This window comes from Bordetella avium, assembly GCF_034424645.1.
Taxonomy (GTDB): Bacteria; Pseudomonadota; Gammaproteobacteria; order Burkholderiales; family Burkholderiaceae_B; genus Bordetella; species Bordetella avium.
Map to the genome: position 1 here is coordinate 605218 of NZ_CP139969.1, position 16991 is coordinate 622208.

The 16991-nt window shown below is 61.5% G+C and carries 15 protein-coding genes, 2 tRNA genes and 1 pseudogene; 12 read left to right on the plus strand and 6 right to left on the minus strand.

Translation table 11 applies throughout. The annotated features are described in order from the left end of the window. The first annotated feature begins 40 nt into the window (after positions 1–40). The 4 genes from U0029_RS02850 (at position 41) to U0029_RS02865 (ending at position 2777) form a co-directional block, all read left to right on the plus strand. On the plus strand, positions 41–1129 hold the full coding sequence (locus U0029_RS02850; RefSeq protein ID WP_012418494.1) for a methionine ABC transporter ATP-binding protein: 1089 nt from the start codon (positions 41–43) through the stop codon (positions 1127–1129). Continuing rightward, entirely contained in the window at positions 1086–1739 is a 654-nt protein-coding gene (locus U0029_RS02855; protein ID WP_039051958.1) for a methionine ABC transporter permease, read from the plus strand. The genes U0029_RS02850 and U0029_RS02855 overlap by 44 nt, the downstream gene beginning before the upstream one ends. A 43-nt stretch (positions 1740–1782) precedes the next feature. Further along, the gene (locus U0029_RS02860; protein WP_012418492.1) at positions 1783–2580 is read left to right on the plus strand and encodes a MetQ/NlpA family ABC transporter substrate-binding protein; all 798 of its coding nucleotides are present in this window, start codon (positions 1783–1785) and stop codon (positions 2578–2580) included. 121 nt (positions 2581–2701) lie between these two features. Then, a tRNA-Lys gene (locus U0029_RS02865) sits at positions 2702–2777 on the plus strand. Between the two features lie 153 nt (positions 2778–2930). Here the strand turns inward: U0029_RS02865 and kdsA are convergent. Further along, the gene (gene kdsA / locus U0029_RS02870; RefSeq protein ID WP_012418491.1) at positions 2931–3779 is read right to left on the minus strand and encodes a 3-deoxy-8-phosphooctulonate synthase; all 849 of its coding nucleotides are present in this window, start codon (positions 3777–3779) and stop codon (positions 2931–2933) included. Between the two features lie 205 nt (positions 3780–3984). On the opposite strand from kdsA, the gene U0029_RS02875 reads away from it, so the two are divergent. Continuing rightward, entirely contained in the window at positions 3985–4554 is a 570-nt protein-coding gene (locus U0029_RS02875; RefSeq protein ID WP_012418490.1) for a FecR domain-containing protein, read from the plus strand. 12 nt (positions 4555–4566) lie between these two features. Here the strand turns inward: U0029_RS02875 and U0029_RS02880 are convergent. Then, positions 4567–4647, minus strand: a pseudogene (locus tag U0029_RS02880) (RidA family protein); the annotation flags it as partial. A 48-nt stretch (positions 4648–4695) separates the two neighbouring features. Beyond that, the gene (locus U0029_RS02885) at positions 4696–5154 is read right to left on the minus strand and encodes a YkgJ family cysteine cluster protein (protein ID WP_039051969.1); all 459 of its coding nucleotides are present in this window, start codon (positions 5152–5154) and stop codon (positions 4696–4698) included. 125 nt (positions 5155–5279) lie between these two features. Here U0029_RS02885 and U0029_RS02890 point away from each other — a divergent pair, with 125 nt between their 5' ends. The 3 genes from U0029_RS02890 (at position 5280) to U0029_RS02900 (ending at position 8319) form a co-directional block, all read left to right on the plus strand. After that, positions 5280–5882 carry a DNA-3-methyladenine glycosylase I gene (locus U0029_RS02890; RefSeq protein WP_114852771.1) on the plus strand — a complete coding sequence of 201 codons (603 nt, stop codon included), beginning with the start codon at positions 5280–5282 and terminating at the stop codon, positions 5880–5882. Positions 5883–6012: 130 nt separating this feature from the next. Next, the gene (locus U0029_RS02895; protein ID WP_114852770.1) at positions 6013–8076 is read left to right on the plus strand and encodes an AsmA family protein; all 2064 of its coding nucleotides are present in this window, start codon (positions 6013–6015) and stop codon (positions 8074–8076) included. A gap of 167 nt (positions 8077–8243) precedes the next feature. After that, a tRNA-Lys gene (locus U0029_RS02900) sits at positions 8244–8319 on the plus strand. Positions 8320–8414: 95 nt separating this feature from the next. Here U0029_RS02900 and U0029_RS02905 read toward each other — a convergent pair. Together U0029_RS02905 and U0029_RS02910 are read right to left on the minus strand one after the other, a co-directional pair. Further along, positions 8415–11198: an autotransporter family protein gene (locus U0029_RS02905; protein ID WP_169507448.1), complete on the minus strand. Its 2784-nt coding sequence runs from the start codon at positions 11196–11198 to the stop codon at positions 8415–8417. 183 nt (positions 11199–11381) lie between these two features. Then, on the minus strand, positions 11382–12305 hold the full coding sequence (locus U0029_RS02910) for a LysR substrate-binding domain-containing protein (protein ID WP_012418485.1): 924 nt from the start codon (positions 12303–12305) through the stop codon (positions 11382–11384). Between the two features lie 147 nt (positions 12306–12452). Here U0029_RS02910 and U0029_RS02915 point away from each other — a divergent pair, with 147 nt between their 5' ends. From U0029_RS02915 to U0029_RS02930, 4 genes are all read left to right on the plus strand, one after another. Further along, positions 12453–13226 carry a class II aldolase/adducin family protein gene (locus tag U0029_RS02915; protein ID WP_114852930.1) on the plus strand — a complete coding sequence of 258 codons (774 nt, stop codon included), beginning with the start codon at positions 12453–12455 and terminating at the stop codon, positions 13224–13226. A 62-nt stretch (positions 13227–13288) separates the two neighbouring features. Further along, positions 13289–14275, plus strand: a complete 987-nt coding sequence (locus U0029_RS02920) for a Bug family tripartite tricarboxylate transporter substrate binding protein (RefSeq protein ID WP_114852921.1) — start codon at positions 13289–13291, stop codon at positions 14273–14275. 278 nt (positions 14276–14553) lie between these two features. Then, complete coding sequence (locus U0029_RS02925; protein ID WP_114852922.1) at positions 14554–14832, plus strand: hypothetical protein; 279 nt, start codon at positions 14554–14556, stop codon at positions 14830–14832. Between the two features lie 66 nt (positions 14833–14898). Next, positions 14899–15576 (plus strand): hypothetical protein, encoded by a 678-nt coding sequence (locus tag U0029_RS02930; protein WP_236824178.1) that lies wholly within the window; start codon positions 14899–14901, stop codon positions 15574–15576. Between the two features lie 117 nt (positions 15577–15693). Here the strand turns inward: U0029_RS02930 and U0029_RS02935 are convergent, their stop codons facing one another. Further along, positions 15694–16830 carry a toxin-antitoxin system YwqK family antitoxin gene (locus U0029_RS02935; RefSeq protein WP_114852923.1) on the minus strand — a complete coding sequence of 379 codons (1137 nt, stop codon included), beginning with the start codon at positions 16828–16830 and terminating at the stop codon, positions 15694–15696. Between the last annotated feature and the right edge of the window lie 161 nt (positions 16831–16991).

Consider the following 16991-nt stretch of genomic DNA (forward strand, 5'->3'; position numbering starts at 1 on the left):
CGTTCTATTTAGAAAGGCAGCAAGACACAATCCACATGCCATGATTCACATCAAAAACCTTTCCAAGACTTATGCCACGCCACATGGCCGCTTCGAGGCCTTGCGTGGCATCGACCTGCTGATCGAGCAGGGCGAAGTCTTCGGCATCATCGGACCCAGCGGCGCAGGCAAGAGCACGCTGGTCCAGTGCATCAATCTGCTGGAGCGCCCCGATCAGGGTTCTATCAGCATTGGCGGCCAGGAACTGACGGGTCTGTCCGAGGCGCAGTTGCGTGGCCAGCGGCGCCGTATCGGCATGGTGTTCCAGGGCTTCAATCTCTTGTCGCGCCGCACGGTCTACGGCAACGTGGCGCTGCCGCTAGAGATTGCCGGCGTGCCGCGCCAGGAAATTCCGGGCAAGGTTGAACGTCTCTTGGCGCTGGTGGGCCTGGAGCATTTGCGTGACCGCTATCCAAGCCAGATTTCTGGTGGCCAGAAACAGCGTGTGGGTATCGCGCGCGCCCTTGCCAATGATCCGGACGTGTTGTTGAGCGACGAGGCCACCTCTGCGCTCGATCCCGAAACCACGCATAACATTCTGGCGCTGCTGCGCGACATCAATCGCAAGACCGGCGTGACGGTCGTCATGATTACGCACCAGATGGAAGTCGTGCGCGAAATCTGTGACCGCGTGGCTGTGCTTTCGCACGGGCAGGTGGTGGAAATGGCGCGCACCCAGGATGTGTTCGCCACGCCTCAGCATGACGTGACCCGCGCGATGGTGTCGGCGGCGACGTCGTCGGCCCTGACCGAAAGCACGCTGGCTGCGGTGCAGGCGCGCATTGCGGCGCGGGCGGCGGAGCAGCCTGGCAGCGCTGCGCGTTTGTGGCGCTTGTCTTTGACCGGCAAGGATGCCGGCGGCGCCTTGATTTCCGATTTGGCGCGGCAGCATGCGCTCGATATCAGCCTGGTTCAGGCCCGCGTGGATGATATCCAGGGCGTGGCCGTCGGCACGCTGTTCGTACTGGCGCAAGGTACGCCGCAAGCCGTCAATAACGCGCTCGCCGCCTTGGCCGCCCATCAAATCTCTGTAGAAGAAATCGCCCATGAACCCGCAAATGATCGACCTGCTTTACACGTCGCTGCTTGAGACCCTGCTGATGGTCGGCGTGGCCGGCGTCATCGCCATGGTGGTGGGGATTCCGCTGGGGGTCACGCTGATTGTCACCAGCCGCGGCGCCATGCTGCAAAACCTGGCCGTCAATCATGTGCTCGGCCTCATCGTGAACGCCACGCGCTCCGTGCCCTTCGTGATCTTGATGGTCGCCATCATTCCGTTCACCCGCTGGGTAGCCCAAACCTCGATCGGCACCACGGCGGCCATTGTGCCGCTGGCGGTTGCGGCGATTCCTTTCATGGCGCGTATCGCCGAAAACGCCATGCGTGAGGTCGATCCGGGCCTGATCACTGCCGCCCGCGCCATGGGTGCAAGCCCGATGCAGATTATTTGCAAGGTGTTGTTGCCCGAAGCGCTGCCGGGCCTGGTGGCCGCGACCATCGTGACGATTGTCAGCCTGATCGGTTACTCCGCCATGGCGGGCGCCATCGGCGGCGGCGGTCTCGGTGACCTTGGCATCCGTTATGGCTATCAGCGTTTTCTGCCTGAAGTGATGTTGGCCGTTGTGCTGGTGCTGATTCTGCTGGTGCAGGCCGTGCAGAGTTTCGGCGACTGGCTCGTGCGCCGCATGTCACATCGTTAACCCTGTTTGTCTTTTACTGATAATTACCGGAACGTACCGCATCATGAGCATCAAGTTTCTGAAGTCGCTAGCTACTTTCGCCCTGGGCGCTGCCGTTCTGGCCCAGCCGGCCCTGGCGCAGGACAAGCCCTTGAAGATCGGCGTGACCGCCGGCCCGCACGCGCAAATTTTTGAGGTGGTCAAGCAAGAAGCTGCCAAGCAAGGCTTGAACCTGCAAATCATCGAATTCACCGATTACGTTCAGCCCAATGTGGCGCTGGCCTCCGGCGATCTGGACGCCAATAGCTACCAGCACCAACCTTATCTGGATAACGCCAATGCCGATCGTAAATACGGTCTGGAGAGCGTGGCCAAGACCGTGATTTTTCCGATCGGCGTCTACAGCAAGAAAGTGAAGTCGCTGGATCAACTGGCCAATGGCGCGCGTATCGGCATTCCCAATGATCCGACCAATGGCGGCCGTGCGTTGCTGTTGCTGCAATCCCAGGGCCTGATCAAGCTGCGTCCGGAAGCCGGCCTGAAGGCTACCCCGATCGACGTGATCGAAAACCCCAAGAAGCTGCGCTTCATCGAGCTGGATGCGGCGCAACTGCCGCGCTCGCTGGATGACACCGATGCGTCGGCCGTGAACACCAATTTCGCCCTGGAAGCCGGTCTGAACCCCGCCAAGGATGCCATTGTTCAGGAGGCTTCCGATTCGCCCTACGCCAATGTGCTGGTCGTGCGCGCTGCCGACAAGAACCGTCCCGAGATCAAGAAGCTGGTCAGCATTTATCACAGCGATCCCGTCAAACAATTCATCCTGCAGAAGTACAAGGGCGCGGTGGTCGCTGCCTGGTAATTCGGATCGCACCCGATCTGCATCGCCCGCCAGGCCCTGGTGCCCGGCGGGTTTTGGCGAGATGCCTGGCTTGATGTTTTGACAATGGGATGAACTTAGGCCATAATTGCTGGCTTAGGTCGGGTCGTTAGCTCAGTCGGTAGAGCAGCGGACTTTTAATCCGTTGGTCGCGCGTTCGAGTCGCGCACGACCCACCAACGAAATACAAAAAACCCTGGTAGAGAAATCTGCCAGGGTTTTTTTTCGCTAGTAGAGGGTCAATAGAGGATCAGCCAGTTGGTGTCGGAGCAAGCCTCACCCCGCTGGCGTAAGTCCGGGGGGCGCCTGCCTGTCAGGCCAGGGCCGGGCGGTTAATCGATGTGCAGTGGGTCAAAGGATTTGACCAGGTCGTCAATCGCCTTGATTTGCGCCAGATAGGGTTCCAGTTGCGCCAGCGGCAGGGCGCTTGGGCCATCGCACAGGGCTTTGGCCGGGTCCGGATGGGCTTCCAGAAAAAGACCGGCCAGGCCCAGGGCCATCGCCGAGCGCGCGAGCTGGGCGCTTTGCTGGCGCCGTCCGCCAGAGGCTGCGCCGCCCGGGTCGCGTTGTTGCAGTGCGTGTGTGACATCAAAGATGACCGGCAGCCCGCCCGTGCTTTTCGTCATGACATCAAAACCCAGCATGTCGACCACCAGGTTGTCATAGCCAAAACAACTGCCGCGATCGCAAAGAATGAGCTGGTCATTGCCGGCTTCACGGAATTTCTCGGCGATATGCGCCATTTGCGAGGGGCTGAGAAACTGCGGTTTTTTGATGTTAATGACTTTGCCGGTCTTGGCGAGTGCGATGACCAGGTCTGTCTGGCGGGCGAGAAACGCCGGCAGTTGCAGAATGTCCGCCGTCTGGGCCACGATGGCCGCCTGCCAGGGCTCGTGCACATCGGTGATGATGGGCACGCCAAACTCCTGCTTCACCTTCTCGAAAATGCGCATGCCTTCGTCGAGGCCGGGGCCGCGATAGGAATGGATGGAGGACCGGTTGGCCTTGTCAAAGCTGGCTTTGAAGACATAGGGAATACCGAGCTTGTCGGTGACGCGCACGTATTCCGCGCAGGATCGCAGAGCCAGGTCTTCGGACTCAAGCACGTTGATGCCGCCGAACAGCACAAAGGGCAGGTTGTTGGCGCAATGGATGCCGGTGGGTATCTGGATGGATTGCATAGTCGCGATAGGGTTGAGCACGGATAGTCGTAAGCGTCAGGCGGTCCGGCGCTTGCCGGCGCGGCGACAGTCGAATCATACGCGGTGCGCCTGTTGTGCGGCGACCGCCCTAAAGGGCGGCAGAGCGATCAGGCTAGGCGGCAAGCGGGGATGCCGCCGGCTTCCTATAATCCCTGCATCGTCTCCTCCGCCTTCTTGTCTTTCCATGTCTGAGCGAATTGAGTCCCGCCCCCTCTGGCGCAAGCATATTCTGGCCATCTTGCTGGCCGTCATTCTGGTGGGACTGGCGCTCGCCTTCACCGCCAACTGGGTGTTGCGCGAGAGCGTTCCGCAATTCAGTGCCCAGATCGACACGTCGGCTGGCCAGGTTCGCTCATTGAAGCTGGAGGATGGCACCGAAATCGTTGCGGGAGGCGATACCGAGCTGAGTGTTGCGCTCTTCTCGCGCCGACGCGACGTCAATCTGGCTCAGGGCCAAGTGTATTTTCGGGTGGTGTACAAATTCCGCACCAACCTCAATGTGCGCATAGGCGTGAATGAGGTCAGCGTGCTGGCCTCGGCCATGGCCACCCCCGATACCATTTTCGATGTGAAAGACGATGGTGGCCAATTGGTGGTGCGCGTGCAGCAAGGAGAGGTCAGGGTGCGCACGCAATCGGCTGGCCCGCGAGAGTATATCGAGGTTGGCGCAGGCCAGGCTTTGACCGTGGATCTGAGAAAAATGCGCCACGAAATGACTCGTATCGACCCGCAAAGCGTGGGCGATTGGCGCTAGGGTCTTCGCGGCTTAGAGGGCGGCGGCCTCGATGTTCACCCGCATGCCGTCGAGCGCCAGCCTGGGCACAGGAATCAGGGTGCAGACTGGCGCCTTGTGCCGTTCAAAGGCAAGTATGACAGTTCAGAAATAGGCGCAGGCTCAGGCGGCCCGGGGTTGATCCGAAGGCGTGGACGGGCCTTGCGGGTCGTTTTCGGCATCGGGACGCGCTTGCAGCGGCGCCAGGCCAAGCCGGGCACGCAGGCGCTGGCAATCGGGATTGGGGCTGCCGTCCGGTTGCCACATTTCAAACTCCCGGCAGGGCGTCGGGCGGTTTTCGTAAATGGCGCAATGAATGCCGGGCTGGCCCAGCTCGCCGCGTAGCGAGGTGCAGCGGCCCCCGCCTTGTTCCGTGCCCTTCATGCAGACGCGTGAGGGGCTGATCTGGGTGACCAATTCTTCGGGCACCAGGCCGCCCAGGGCGCCGCTGACCTCCCCGAAATAAAATGACACCCGGAAGTGCGCGCAGCAGGCGCCGCAACTGAGGCAGGGGTTGGCGTCGGCACCGGCCAGATCGGCCAGGGAAACAATCGTGGTGGGGTCAGGGGTGAGTCGCGTCATGGCGAGGTCCATTCATGGCGGCCCTAAGGCGGTGAACGGACCGGCGTGCAATAGTAGCAGGTGCGATTGCCCCTCGATCGGGCCACCTGCACAATGCAAGGGTTTTTCATCTTCAAGGTCAAGTCATGCAAACGCGCCAGAATTTTCTTGATGGCAAGCCGCGCTGCGGCTGGGTCGACGACTCTGATATCTACCGCGAATACCATGATCGCGAATGGGGGCATCCCAGTCTGGATGAGCGGCATCTGTTTGAGCAGATCTGCCTGGAAGGCATGCAGGCGGGCCTGAGCTGGCGCACCATTCTGAACAAGCGCGAGGGTTACCGCCGCGCCTTTGCCAACTTTGATATGGATCGTGTCGCGCAGTTCGGGCCTGCCGATGTGGAGCGCCTGGTGCAGGATGCTGGCATCGTGCGGCATCGCGGCAAAATCGAGGCCATCATCAACAATGCCAGGCGTGCTCTTGAGATGCGCGAGTGCGAGGGTTCGCTGGCCGCGTTCTTCTGGCGCTACGAAGGCCCCGATCGGCCCTTGACCGATGGCGCACCCACGGCGGAGGCGACCGCTCTGTCCAAGGCCCTGAAAAAACGGGGATGGTCCTTTGTTGGGCCGACGACGGTCTACGCCTTCATGCAGGCCGTGGGTATGGTCAACGACCATCATGCACAATGTTATGCGCACAAAATCTGCGGCAAGGCGCGCGCTCAGTTCAAGCGTCCTGCGAAATGATGCCAGTGCATGTGTTGCCCCGCGGTGGGGTTTCTTCGCGCCTGGGACTGCGCTACCCTGAGCCGGAGGCTGCCGGCAGCAGGGTGCTGCGGGTGGCGCGAGACAGGGCACAAACCAGGGCACAAACGCAATGACAACCCGGCGCAAGATCCTGATTGCAATTATCTTGGTGCTGCTGGCCTTGCCTGTGGCGCTTGTGATCGTGGTCAGCAATCTGGACTGGAACCGCTTCAAGCCCGTCATCAATGAGAAGGTGACGGCAGCCATCGGCCGCCCGTTCGCCATTCAGGGCGACCTGAGTCTGACTTGGGGGCGGAGCGCCGGCTGGGGGGCGTACATTACCGCCTCGGACATCCGTATCGCCAACACCGATTGGGGGCAGGGCGCAGACCTCGCCCATATCGAGCGTCTGGCATTCTCTCTCGCGGCGCTGCCCCTGTTGCGGCAGCGTGTCGAGATCCACGAACTCCAGTTCACCCGTCCGAGCGCCAACCTGGAGCGCCGCGCCGATGGTCAAGCCAACTGGGACTTTGCGATGCCCGAGTCGAAAGGCCCGTCTTCCTGGACGGTGGATATCGGTGCAATCGGCTTTGATCAAGGCCAGATCCGCTACCGCGATGCCCTGCTCAATGCGGACCTGGATATGCAGATTGATCCGCTGGGCAAGCCGGTTCCTTTCGCGCAGATTGCAGGCGATGCCTTGCAAACGATCAAGCAAGCTGACGCGGCTACCGCGCAGCGGCTCGAGGCGCAGACGGAGGACTATGTTTTCGGCTGGAAGGTAAAAGGCCAGTATAAAGATCTTCCCGTGCAGGGCGAGGGCAAGGCGGGCGGCATGCTGAGCCTGCACACGCGCCCCTTTCCCTTACAGGCTGAGTTGCACGCGGGCACGACCCATGCCGCCGTTGTCGGCACCCTAACCGATCCGATGCACCTGGGCGCGCTAGACCTGAGATTGCAGCTCTCGGGCGACTCCATGGCCAATCTCTTTCTGCTCACGGGCGTCACCCTGCCCGATACCCCGCCTTACGCCACGGATGGCCACTTGCAGGCCAGTCTGCGCGAGGCCGGGGGTCCGCAGTTTCACTACCGTGGCTTTAATGGCAAGGTCGGCGCCAGCGATCTGCATGGCGACATCAGCTTCGCGCTCCAGGCGCCGCGTCCCAAGCTCAGCGGCCAGCTCTCGTCCAAGTTGTTACGCATGGCCGACCTCGGGCCCTTGATCGGCGTGCAATCGGGCGCAGGGACCACCGCCCGCACGTTCAGAGCCGAAGGTGAAAAAGCGCAGCCTCAGCCTAGCGGCGAAGCCCTGCCCGTACAGACTTTTCGCACGGATCGCTGGCGTGACATGGATGCGGATATCCAACTCTCCGCAGCCCGTATTCTGCATGGCGACAAGCTGCCGGTGGGCAACCTGGATGTCGGCGTGTCGCTCAACGACGGCGTGCTGGTGCTCAACCCCCTGCGCTTTGACATGGCGGGTGGGCGTCTGGACGGCAAACTCCATCTCGACGGCGCGAGAACGCCCATGCAGGGCCGGATTGACCTCGGTATACGCCGTTTGCAGCTCAAACAGATGTTCCCCGGGGTGCAAGCCATGCAACGTGCCCTGGGCGAGCTCAACGGCGATATCGCGCTCTCGGGTAGCGGCAACTCTGTCGCGGCGCTTCTAGGTACGGCCAATGGCCAGGCGCGGGTGCTGCTGCATGATGGTCTCATCAGCCGTTCTCTTATGGAGATCGCCGGCTTGAACCTGGGCAATTACGTCGTCAGTAAATTGTTTGGCGACGATGAGGTCAAAATTACCTGCGCGGCTGCCGATCTCGAAATGAAGTCCGGCGTCATGACGCCCCGGCTCGTGGCTTTTGACACCGAGAACGCTTTCATCACCGTTAGTGGCGATGTCAATTTCCGCAACGAAACCCTGGATTTGACCATTTCACCGGAGAGCAAGGGTTTTCGCATTTTCTCGCTGCGCTCTCCGCTTTACGTGCGCGGCACCTTCGAGCACCCCGATGTCGGCGTGGAATTGTTGCCCCTGGCAGCGCGCAGCGCGGGCGCTGTCGCCCTCGGTGTGCTGTTGACGCCCGCCGCCGCACTCCTGGCCCTCGTGGCTCCCAGCTCGCCCCAGGAAGCCAAGTGCGCCGACCTGTTCAAACGCCTGCCTGCCAAAGAGGGCGATAAGAAAAAATAGGCCGATTTCATAAATTTTTTGGTCTAAGTTGGACAACTCGAAAAATCTATGTATAATTCGGCCTCTCGCAATTGCAGCGGTTCTGCAGCGAAATAAGGCAAGCGCCTCGCAACCCTCGGGTTCACGAATTGCTTGCACATTTCCTCGGTGATAACACTGCATGCGCCGGGCTGTTAGCTCAGTTGGTAGAGCAGCGGACTCTTAATCCGTAGGTCGAGTGTTCGAGCCACTCACAGCCCACCAGAATTCCAATCAAAAAGGCCAACCTTCATAGGTTGGCCTTTTTCCTATCCTGTGCGGAATCGGAGAGCGATCCCAGCAATGCCTGTGCTCGATCTTCAGAAGGTGTATTGCACCCCTGCGCGCAGGGCGTATTCGCGGTAATCCTGCTTGCCCCAGTTGCCTGACAGGCTGGTCCAGCCGGTCCAGCTTTTGGCCAGGCGCGCGTTAAGGCCTGTCTTGAGTTCGTAGCGGGATTGGGGATACATGTTGTCGATGCGTTTGCCGTCCATACGGACGGTGGGCTCGATGCTGGAGCGCCACCAGTTGGCGGCAAGATAGGGCTGGAAGGTGTCGGCCTGGTGGTAGAGGCGGGCGCCCAGGCGGGTGAGCAGGCCATCGGCGTTGGCGCTGCCGATGCGCACGCCGGTGTTTTCGGTGAAGCCGGATTGGCGGTAGCCCAGGTAGATGAGCTGGGCTTGGGGTTCGATGACCCAGCGGCCGCTGAGGGCGGCGGCATAGCCGGTTTCGGCGGACAGGGCCCAACCGTGGGCCTGGTATTTTTCTTTTTCGAGCAACTGGCCTTCGACGCGGTTGCGGAAGGTGCCGATCTGGGCCCAGGTATCGACGTAGGGGCCCAGGCGGGTCAAGTCGTTGCCATACCAGGTGCCGTAGGCGCCCAGGCTCCAGGCTTGGCTGCGGCCGTTGGCGCGATAGGGGTTGCCGTCGGCGCGGGCGCGTGAGCTGCCCACGCCATAGCTGGCCATGAGGCCGGCATAGGTTTTGCCCTGGCCATCGGCGGAGGCCTGTTCATAGAGGTCGGCGCCGCCATGCAGGGTGAAGACGTCGGTCTTGGCGCTGTGGTTGCCGTCGCCGGTGTTGCCCTTGGCGTGGGCGCCTGTCATGCGCAGCCAGGAGGCGTGGGGCAGACGCTGAGTGGCTTGGGCCGGGGAGGTGGGCTGATCGCCGCGCCGGTCATCGAGGGTGTGGGTCAGGAATTGCTGAGCGAAGAACTGGTTGGCCAGATAGGCGCCGACTTCGGGGCGGTAGAGGGGCTCATCCGGCTGGTTATTGATTTTTTCCGAGCGCAGATACCAGGCCTCGGCATTGCTGCCGTCGGTGGCGCCGCGCAGCAGGCGGTACTCGTAAGGCCCGGCCACCGCGCGGCCCTCTAGCGCGAAGGCGTCGGTGGTGGTGGTGGCGCCATTGATGGCGTCGATGACCAGGATGCCGCCTTTAGTCTGTGCGCCTGGGCCGCCGGTGTTGTTGATGCGTACGCGGCTTTGCCCGTCTGCGGCGCCGCCATCGATGATGAGTTTGTCGCTGGGCGAGTTGTCGCCTGCGAGATAGGTGTTCAGGCGCAGCGCTCCATTCTGTCCGGTGTAATGGCCGGTGCTCAGTGTGCGATAGGAGGCGGCATCGGTGGCGGGGCCGCTGATGGATTGAAACTGCACCGAACTGTCGCGATTGTTTAGCCGGGTGATCCGGGAGTCGCCTGTCAGGGTCCAGGCCGATCCCTTGCTCAGGGAGAGTTCGGATGTTGATAGCGCATCCAGCGTGGCGCGGCCGGTCAGGGTGGAGGCGTCGGCAGCGAGGGTTAGGTGGCCGCTATTGCCCGAGGCGGAGCGGACGTCCAGCGCCGCGTTCTGGCCCGAGAGTTGCGAGCGGGTCAGCGTGATATCGAGCGTGGTGCCAAAGACCAGGACGCCGACCCCCTGTGTGGACATCAGCGAGCTGTCCGCGACACGCGCTACGCTCTTATTGCCGTCGCGCGCCTGAGCGAAAAGCGCGAAGGCGTTGGCGCCCTGGGCGGTGATCGAACTTCCGCCGGTGATCGTCATTTCGGCGCCACCCACAAGCACGGCGCCATGCGAGTTCGCGCCTGAGGTGGTGACGCTCACCTTATCGGCGCTTAGCTTCGTACCGGGATTCGCCAGGCTATTGAATGCTAAAAGTCCGTGGCTGTTATCGCCATCGGTGACGAGGGATACATCATTGATCTGCAGTTGCGCATGATTCTGCGCGACGGCGCCCAGACTATCCTTGCCGGCGGTATGGATGCGTCCGCCGCTGAGGTCCACTTGGACGGCTCCTGCAGCGTAGGCGCCGTAGGCGGTTTGTCCTTGGGTTTCAATCGTGAGGTTTTTCAGCGTCATGCTGCCGCTTGCCGCGAACACCCCGTGTGCGTTATAGCCTTGCGTGGTGATGGTGGCCGCGCTGGCCTGAAGTTCGGCGCCCGAGCCGATATTATACAGGCCATGGCCTGAGGCGCCCGTGGTAATGACCGACCCCCCTGTGAAGCTGATCAGGCTGTCCCGATCGACCTCTACGGCGGCGCCCTCGCTGCGCACGTGGACGTTGGTAGCGGTGATACTCGTTCCGTCGCCGTTCGCGCCTAGTGTGAACAGACCGGTGCCGCCACTGTTGACGGTGCTGTCGATGAGCACGATTTTTCCGCCCTGGGTGGCGTCTACGGCATAGGTCTTGGCCGCGACCGAGATGACGGTGCCCGTTGCGGTAATCCGGCCATTGGTGAGGGTATAAAGCCCGTAGGCGGTACTGCCTGTCGTGGTGACGGTCGAGCCTGTCTGCAGGGTAACGCTTCCGTTGTTGTAAGCGTGGACGCCATAGGCGCCAGTGCCCCCAGTTGTGACCTGAACCGCACCCGTGCTGTTTATCGTGCCGCCGCGCGTCGCATAGAGGCCTACCCCATTGGTGCCGGAAATATTTCCGGTGTCGACCGTGGCAGGTGCGATCTCATTGGTGCCATTTGCGTAGACCTGAGCGGCCTGGCCGGGCGCTGACAGGGTCAAGGCCAAGATCAAGGCGGCGCCAAGAGCAGGCGTGTAAATGATGGGGCTCGCAAACTGGAGCCTTTGATCGTCAGCGCCAGAAAGCATCATGTTGGAAGGTCGTGCACGTCTCATACGGCTTTCTCGCGGGTTGATGAACACAACTGCTGTAGAACGATCGCGGTGCAGAACGATGCGATTATTTCAGAGCAGCCCGAGCGAGATAGCCTGGGTTACGCCTGTCTCGAAAAATTCGTATTAATCAGAATGTCGCAGAGCGGCGAACAGGGCGGTTCAGCCGGTGGTGGTTTCGATGCGAGCGAGGGCGGCGGTCGATAGCAACCAGGTTTTGAAGGTGTTCAGTGCCGGGAGCTGGGATTTTTCCGGGCGGTGCACCAGGTAATAGTGCTTGGCGGGGAAGCGAAAGCCTGGCAGTTGGGGCGCGACCAGGGTGCCGGCGCGAAGCTCGTCTTGCACAAAGAGGTCTGTGGCCAGCCCCAGCCCCAGGCCGCCCGCCACGGCTTGAATGAGGTGGGCCGTGTATTCGAAGCGGGAGCCGACGGTGGCGATGCGCGGGTCGAGGTTGCTGGCAAGCAAGCATTCGCGCCAGCCCGGCGCCGAGGTGCTGGCTTCCAGCAGGCGGTGGCGGCGCAGGTCTTGAGCCTGTTGCAAGGGCTGTTTGGCGAGCAGGGAGGGGGCGGCGATGATGACGCCGCGCGCAGTCAGCAGATGATGCGATTCCATGCGAGGCCAGTTGCCGTCGCCGATGATGATGCAGGCATCCACGCCTTGCGAGGTGCGCTCGATATCGCCAATGCGTGAATGCAGATTGATGAGCACTTCGGGGTGTTTTGCCTGGAAGTCACCCAGCCGGGGCATCAGCCATTTGGAGCCGAAGATGGGCAGCACGGCGAGTTGCAGCGCGCCGGCCCGCTGCCGGGCTTCGTAGATGTCCATGCTGGCACTGCGGATACGCGCCAGCGCGCCGCTAATTTCATGCGCGTAACGAGCGCCTTCCGCGCTCAGGCTGACGCGCCGCCCGCTGCGCACGAATAAATCCACCTGCAATAGGCTTTCCAGTTCCTGGATGTGGCGGCTGACCGCACTTTGCGTGAGAAAGAGCGCTTTGGCGGCGGCCGTGAAGCTGCCCAGGCGCGCGGCGGCCTCGAAGGCCAGCAGCTGCGACATGGACGGGGTGAATTTGCGCAGGAAAATCATTCATAAAACTCATTAAGAAGATGAGTTTATTACGGTTTGAGTCCGAGCCGGGAGTTCTTACCATAGCGGGTCGCTCCAAACGAATGCTGTGTCTGCTTAGGGATGCGGCGCGCGGCGGGGATTTTCTTTTTGGGGGATGGCTTATCCATGAGTTTTCTGCAAAACAATGATGTGGCTTCAGACCTGCGTGAGCGCGTGGGAGAGGCCGAGTGGCAGGTGCGCTGTGATCTGGCCGCGCTGTATCGTCTGGTCGCGCTGTTCGGTTGGGACGATCTGATCTTCACGCATATCACCGCCAAGGTGCCCGGGACGGAAAACTTCCTGATCAATCCCTATGGCATGACCTTTGATGAGATCACGGCGTCCAGCCTCGTTAAGATTGATTTGGACGGCCGCAAAGTGATGGCGTCGGAGTACGACATCAACCCGGCCGGTTTCACGATTCATAGCTGTATCCACGCCGCCCGCAAGGATGCGATGTGCGTGCTGCACACCCATTCGATCAATGGCGCGGCCGTGTCGGCCCAGAAGGCCGGTTTGCTGCCGATATCGCAGTTCGCATTCATCGTGCTGCCTTCGCTGGCCTATCACGACTACGAAGGCCTGGCGCTCAATCTGGACGAACAGCCGCGACTGGTGCGCGATCTCGGTGCGAACCATTACCTCATCCTGCGCAATCATGGCCTGTTGACCGTGGGTTCGACGATGGCTGACGCTTTTCAGGCCATGCACCGGCTGGAAGCTGCCTGCATGGTGCAGGTGCGGGCGCAATCGGGTGGGGCGGAGTTGCAGGAGATTCCGCCGGAGGTGCTGGCCCGCGCCCATGTCGAGTCGCGCGCAGACCGCGCCGCCAAGGCCGCGCTGGCCTGGCCCGGTCTGTTGCGCCGCCTGGACCGCCGCAATCCCGGCTACGCCGTTTGAGCCCCTGCCGCATGCTCGGGGGAGGGCTTGCGGCGGCATGAATAAAATCCCCGGAGACAAACATGCAATTCGGATTGAAGAAATACGCCATGGCCGTGCTGGCTGCCGTCTGTGTCGGACCGGCTGCGCAGGCCGCCGGGGCCGCAGACAATTGGCCGGACAAACCGGTACGCCTGGTCGTGCCCTTTGCGGCTGGCGGCAACACGGATTTGATGGCCCGCCTGCTTGGCACGCAATTGAGCAAGGATCTGAAGCAGACCTTTGTGATCGAGAATGTGTCGGGCGCCTCGGGCAATATCGCCAGCGCCCAGATGGCGCGCGCCGTGCCGGATGGCTATACCTTGATGGTGGGCACGGTCGGCACGCAGGCGATCAATCCCAGTCTGTACAAGGGCATGTCAGAAAAGACCTTGGACAGCTTTCAGCCGGTGACGCTCTTTAGCACCATTCCGAATGTGTTGGTGGTGAATGCGCAGTTGCCGGTAAACAATGTGGCCGAGCTGGTGGCTTACGCGCGCAACCCCAAGAATGCGGTGAGTTTCGCGTCGTCGGGCGTGGGCTCGTCGATTCACCTGTCGGGTGAGTTGTTCAACGTGGCCGCCAAAGTGCCCGGCACCCATGTGCCTTATCGGGGCAGCGCGCCGGCCGTGTCCGATCTGATGGGCGGGCAGCTGACGCTGATGTTTGACAATCTGAGCTCCTCCTTGCCCTATGTGCAAAGCGGTAAGCTCAAGGCCCTGGCTGTGACCTCGGCGCAGCGCAGCCCCCTCTTACCCAATGTGCCGACCATGGTCGAGGCAGGCTATCCGGAGTTCGTGATCGGTTCGTGGAATGGCGTGCTGGCGCCGGCGGGAACGCCGCCGGAGATCGTGGCCAAGCTGGATGCAGCCATCCGCCGTATCGCTTCTTCGCCCGAGTTCCAGGAGCGTATCGCGCAGCTTGGTGGGGAGACGCGCGCCGATGGTCCTGAGGTGTTTGACCGCTTTATCCGTGATGAGTATCAGCGCTGGGCGCGGGTGATCAGGGACGCCAAGGTCGAGCAGCAGTAAGCGGCCAGGCCGAGTGAAAGGCTTGCATGCCTTGGTATGCAAGCCTTTTTGCAGGCCGAGCGTATCGGAGAGCGGCTGGCATCCCCTCGCAGCGCTGCCGTCCGGGGCCTTCTGCGATGGCCGCGCCGATCTGCCCCAGCGTGCCGCGATTGATGTAATGTTGATCCGCGTATGCCTGTCCACAAAGCTTAGGGATGTTTGCTCAGCTTTCGGGGGGCAATTCAGACCGCCCTGCTGTCTTGCCAGGGTTTTGTTGTTTGCCGCCATTGAGGAGACCTATGCATACTGCCACCCTGATCCGCTATGCCGGCCTGATGTTGTTGTTTGCCTCGATGACGGGATGCACGGTAAGCGGCCCGACAGGCGCTGTACGCGCGCTATTGCCTTCCTTGGGCGGCAGTGGCGCTAGCAACGCTTCGGTGGAGTGCCGCATCAATCGCAATGCCTGCCTGTACAACGGCGCTTACGAGCCCGGCGAGCGCGATTATGCCGAGCAGGAAGCCAAGCGTTTGAATGCGGCCGAGCTGAATCGGCTGCGTAGCAACGCGATCCGCTGAGGCCGGGCAAGAATCCTCTTAAGCCCTTGGGTATGATGCCGCATGGACAGAGGAGCGGCGGTGAATATGAAAGCGCAAGAGACGGGGCATAGCCGGGCGCAAGCCTGGGGTTGGCTGACCTTGCTTGTGTTGGCCTTGGGCCTGGGTTTGCTATTGCTGGAACAGATTTTCGATAGCAGCTTGGGCCTGTCGCAGGAAGTCAAGTTTCTGGAGGTGATGACTGCCAGCGGTACCGTGGGCGCTGTGGTGGTGGCGCTTTGGCTGTCCTTTGTGCAGGCGCGTAAAGAGCAGCGCAAGGAAGCTGCGGTGGCGGAGTTGTTTCAGCGCATGCTGGTGGGCAATATTCTGGCCGCCTGGAGCGATCTCACCCTGTTGCACACGGCGGCCGTTCAGCGTGACCTTCCCGGGCTGGAGCAATATCTGCGCAGCGCACGCGCGGGGTTTTTCTTCGATGCTTTGCAGGCCCACGTCGATAAGGCCACCACCTTATCCCATACCGACCTCGTGGCGGTGGCGAACATCTATGGCGCTTTGCAGGTTATCGATCACGAAGTGCGGGTGTGGCGCCGCATGACCGGGGTGGAGGCGGATCTGGATTCGCTGACGCGCATCGTGCAGACCATAGAGCAATTGTTCCAAACGTTTGATTCCATTCCCTGGATACGGCGCGCCTTGCCGCGCAAGGACGCTGATCTGGTTCGCAGACAGCCGAGTCCATCGCCGCAGGCAAGCGCGGATCAATAAGCCGATCGCATCGCTCGCGCCGGGCGGCCTGCCTCGATCGATGGTTGCTGTCGCCGCCTTTGAGCGTGAACCCGATGCGGCTCAGACCGGGCAGGTCCTGTTTCCGGGACGCCTGGGTCAGGGACGTTTTCCGGCCCGGCAGTTGTCGACAAATTCCCAGGCCAGGGCGTAGTTGATCATGGCGTCTTCACCGGCGGTTTTGCGAAAGGCGTCGGCCCAGGCCTCGGTGCAGGCATTGGACTCTTCCGGAAAAGAAAGGCGTTCATCGTCGAATTCGTCTACTTCCTTGGCCGCCGGCGTGCTGCTGACCTTGCTCGACGCTGGATGGCGCGCCTCACGCAATTTCGCGGCCGCCTCGGGGTCTTTCTGGCATTGCGCGATATAGCTTGAGATGCGTGCCGAGTACTCGATTTTTTCATCGTCGAACTGGCGCATGGAACGCAGATCCCAGACGCACTCTTTGATGCGCCGCGAGTTGGCCTGTGCTTTGTCCACCTCGGCCTGATTGACGATGTTGCCCGCCACCACCTTTTCCGTGATGCGTGAGATCAGGGTCTTCGGGCTGGATGCGTCCTCCAAATAATAGAGGCGCGTGCGATCGCCCGTGAATAGCCCGTTTTTATACGAGCCATTGAGTAGTTCGTTGCCGTACACGTCGTTTTGCAGATACTTGCCCTCAGGCACACCCTTGCTGAAATTGGCGTCCAGCAGAAGCTGGCCCGTCGCGCCATCCCATTGCTTCAGCCGTCCTTCGGCGACGCCGGCTTTCACGCTTTGCTCCAGCGTCTGCTTCTGGGTTTGCGGGTCGTAACGCTTGAGTACGCCGTCGATCTTGCCCGCCTTGAAGGTGGTCTCGGCGAGCATGTTGTGGGTTTTGGGGTCGCGCATGACAAACTTGCCCGTCAGCGCGCCGTTGTCGAAATGGGCTTCGATTTCGTTTTCGGTCTGTTGTGGGCGCCGGCAGACCGCCTCGCCCTTGAGCACGCCGTCATGGACCTTGACGTCGCACAATACGGACGAACCGAGCAACATGGCGACGATGGCTTCACCCCGGCCGATCAGTTGTTGATAGCCCGCCTGTCCTCCCAGCACCTTGGAATAAGGCATGTTCGTGACCTTGCCGCTGAAGGGTTTGTTGGCGCTGCCCTCATAGACCTTGCCATTGCTGAACTGGGCATTGCGCCAGTCCAGCACATCGTCGCCGCAGCCGGCAAGCGTGAACAAGGCAAGCAGGGCAAGCGGCAAACGGGGCATGAGTCGTCTCCAGAAAAGAAAGGTGTTTCTGCTAGTGGCGGGCGCCGTGTATCCTTAAATCGTGCCGGGCGCCACGCTTGTTTTCAGTCTGTGGCCTGCCTTGAACCAAGCACAGGTGCGCCAGATCCCAACAGGATACTGCCTGTGCTCGCCGGAGTCTG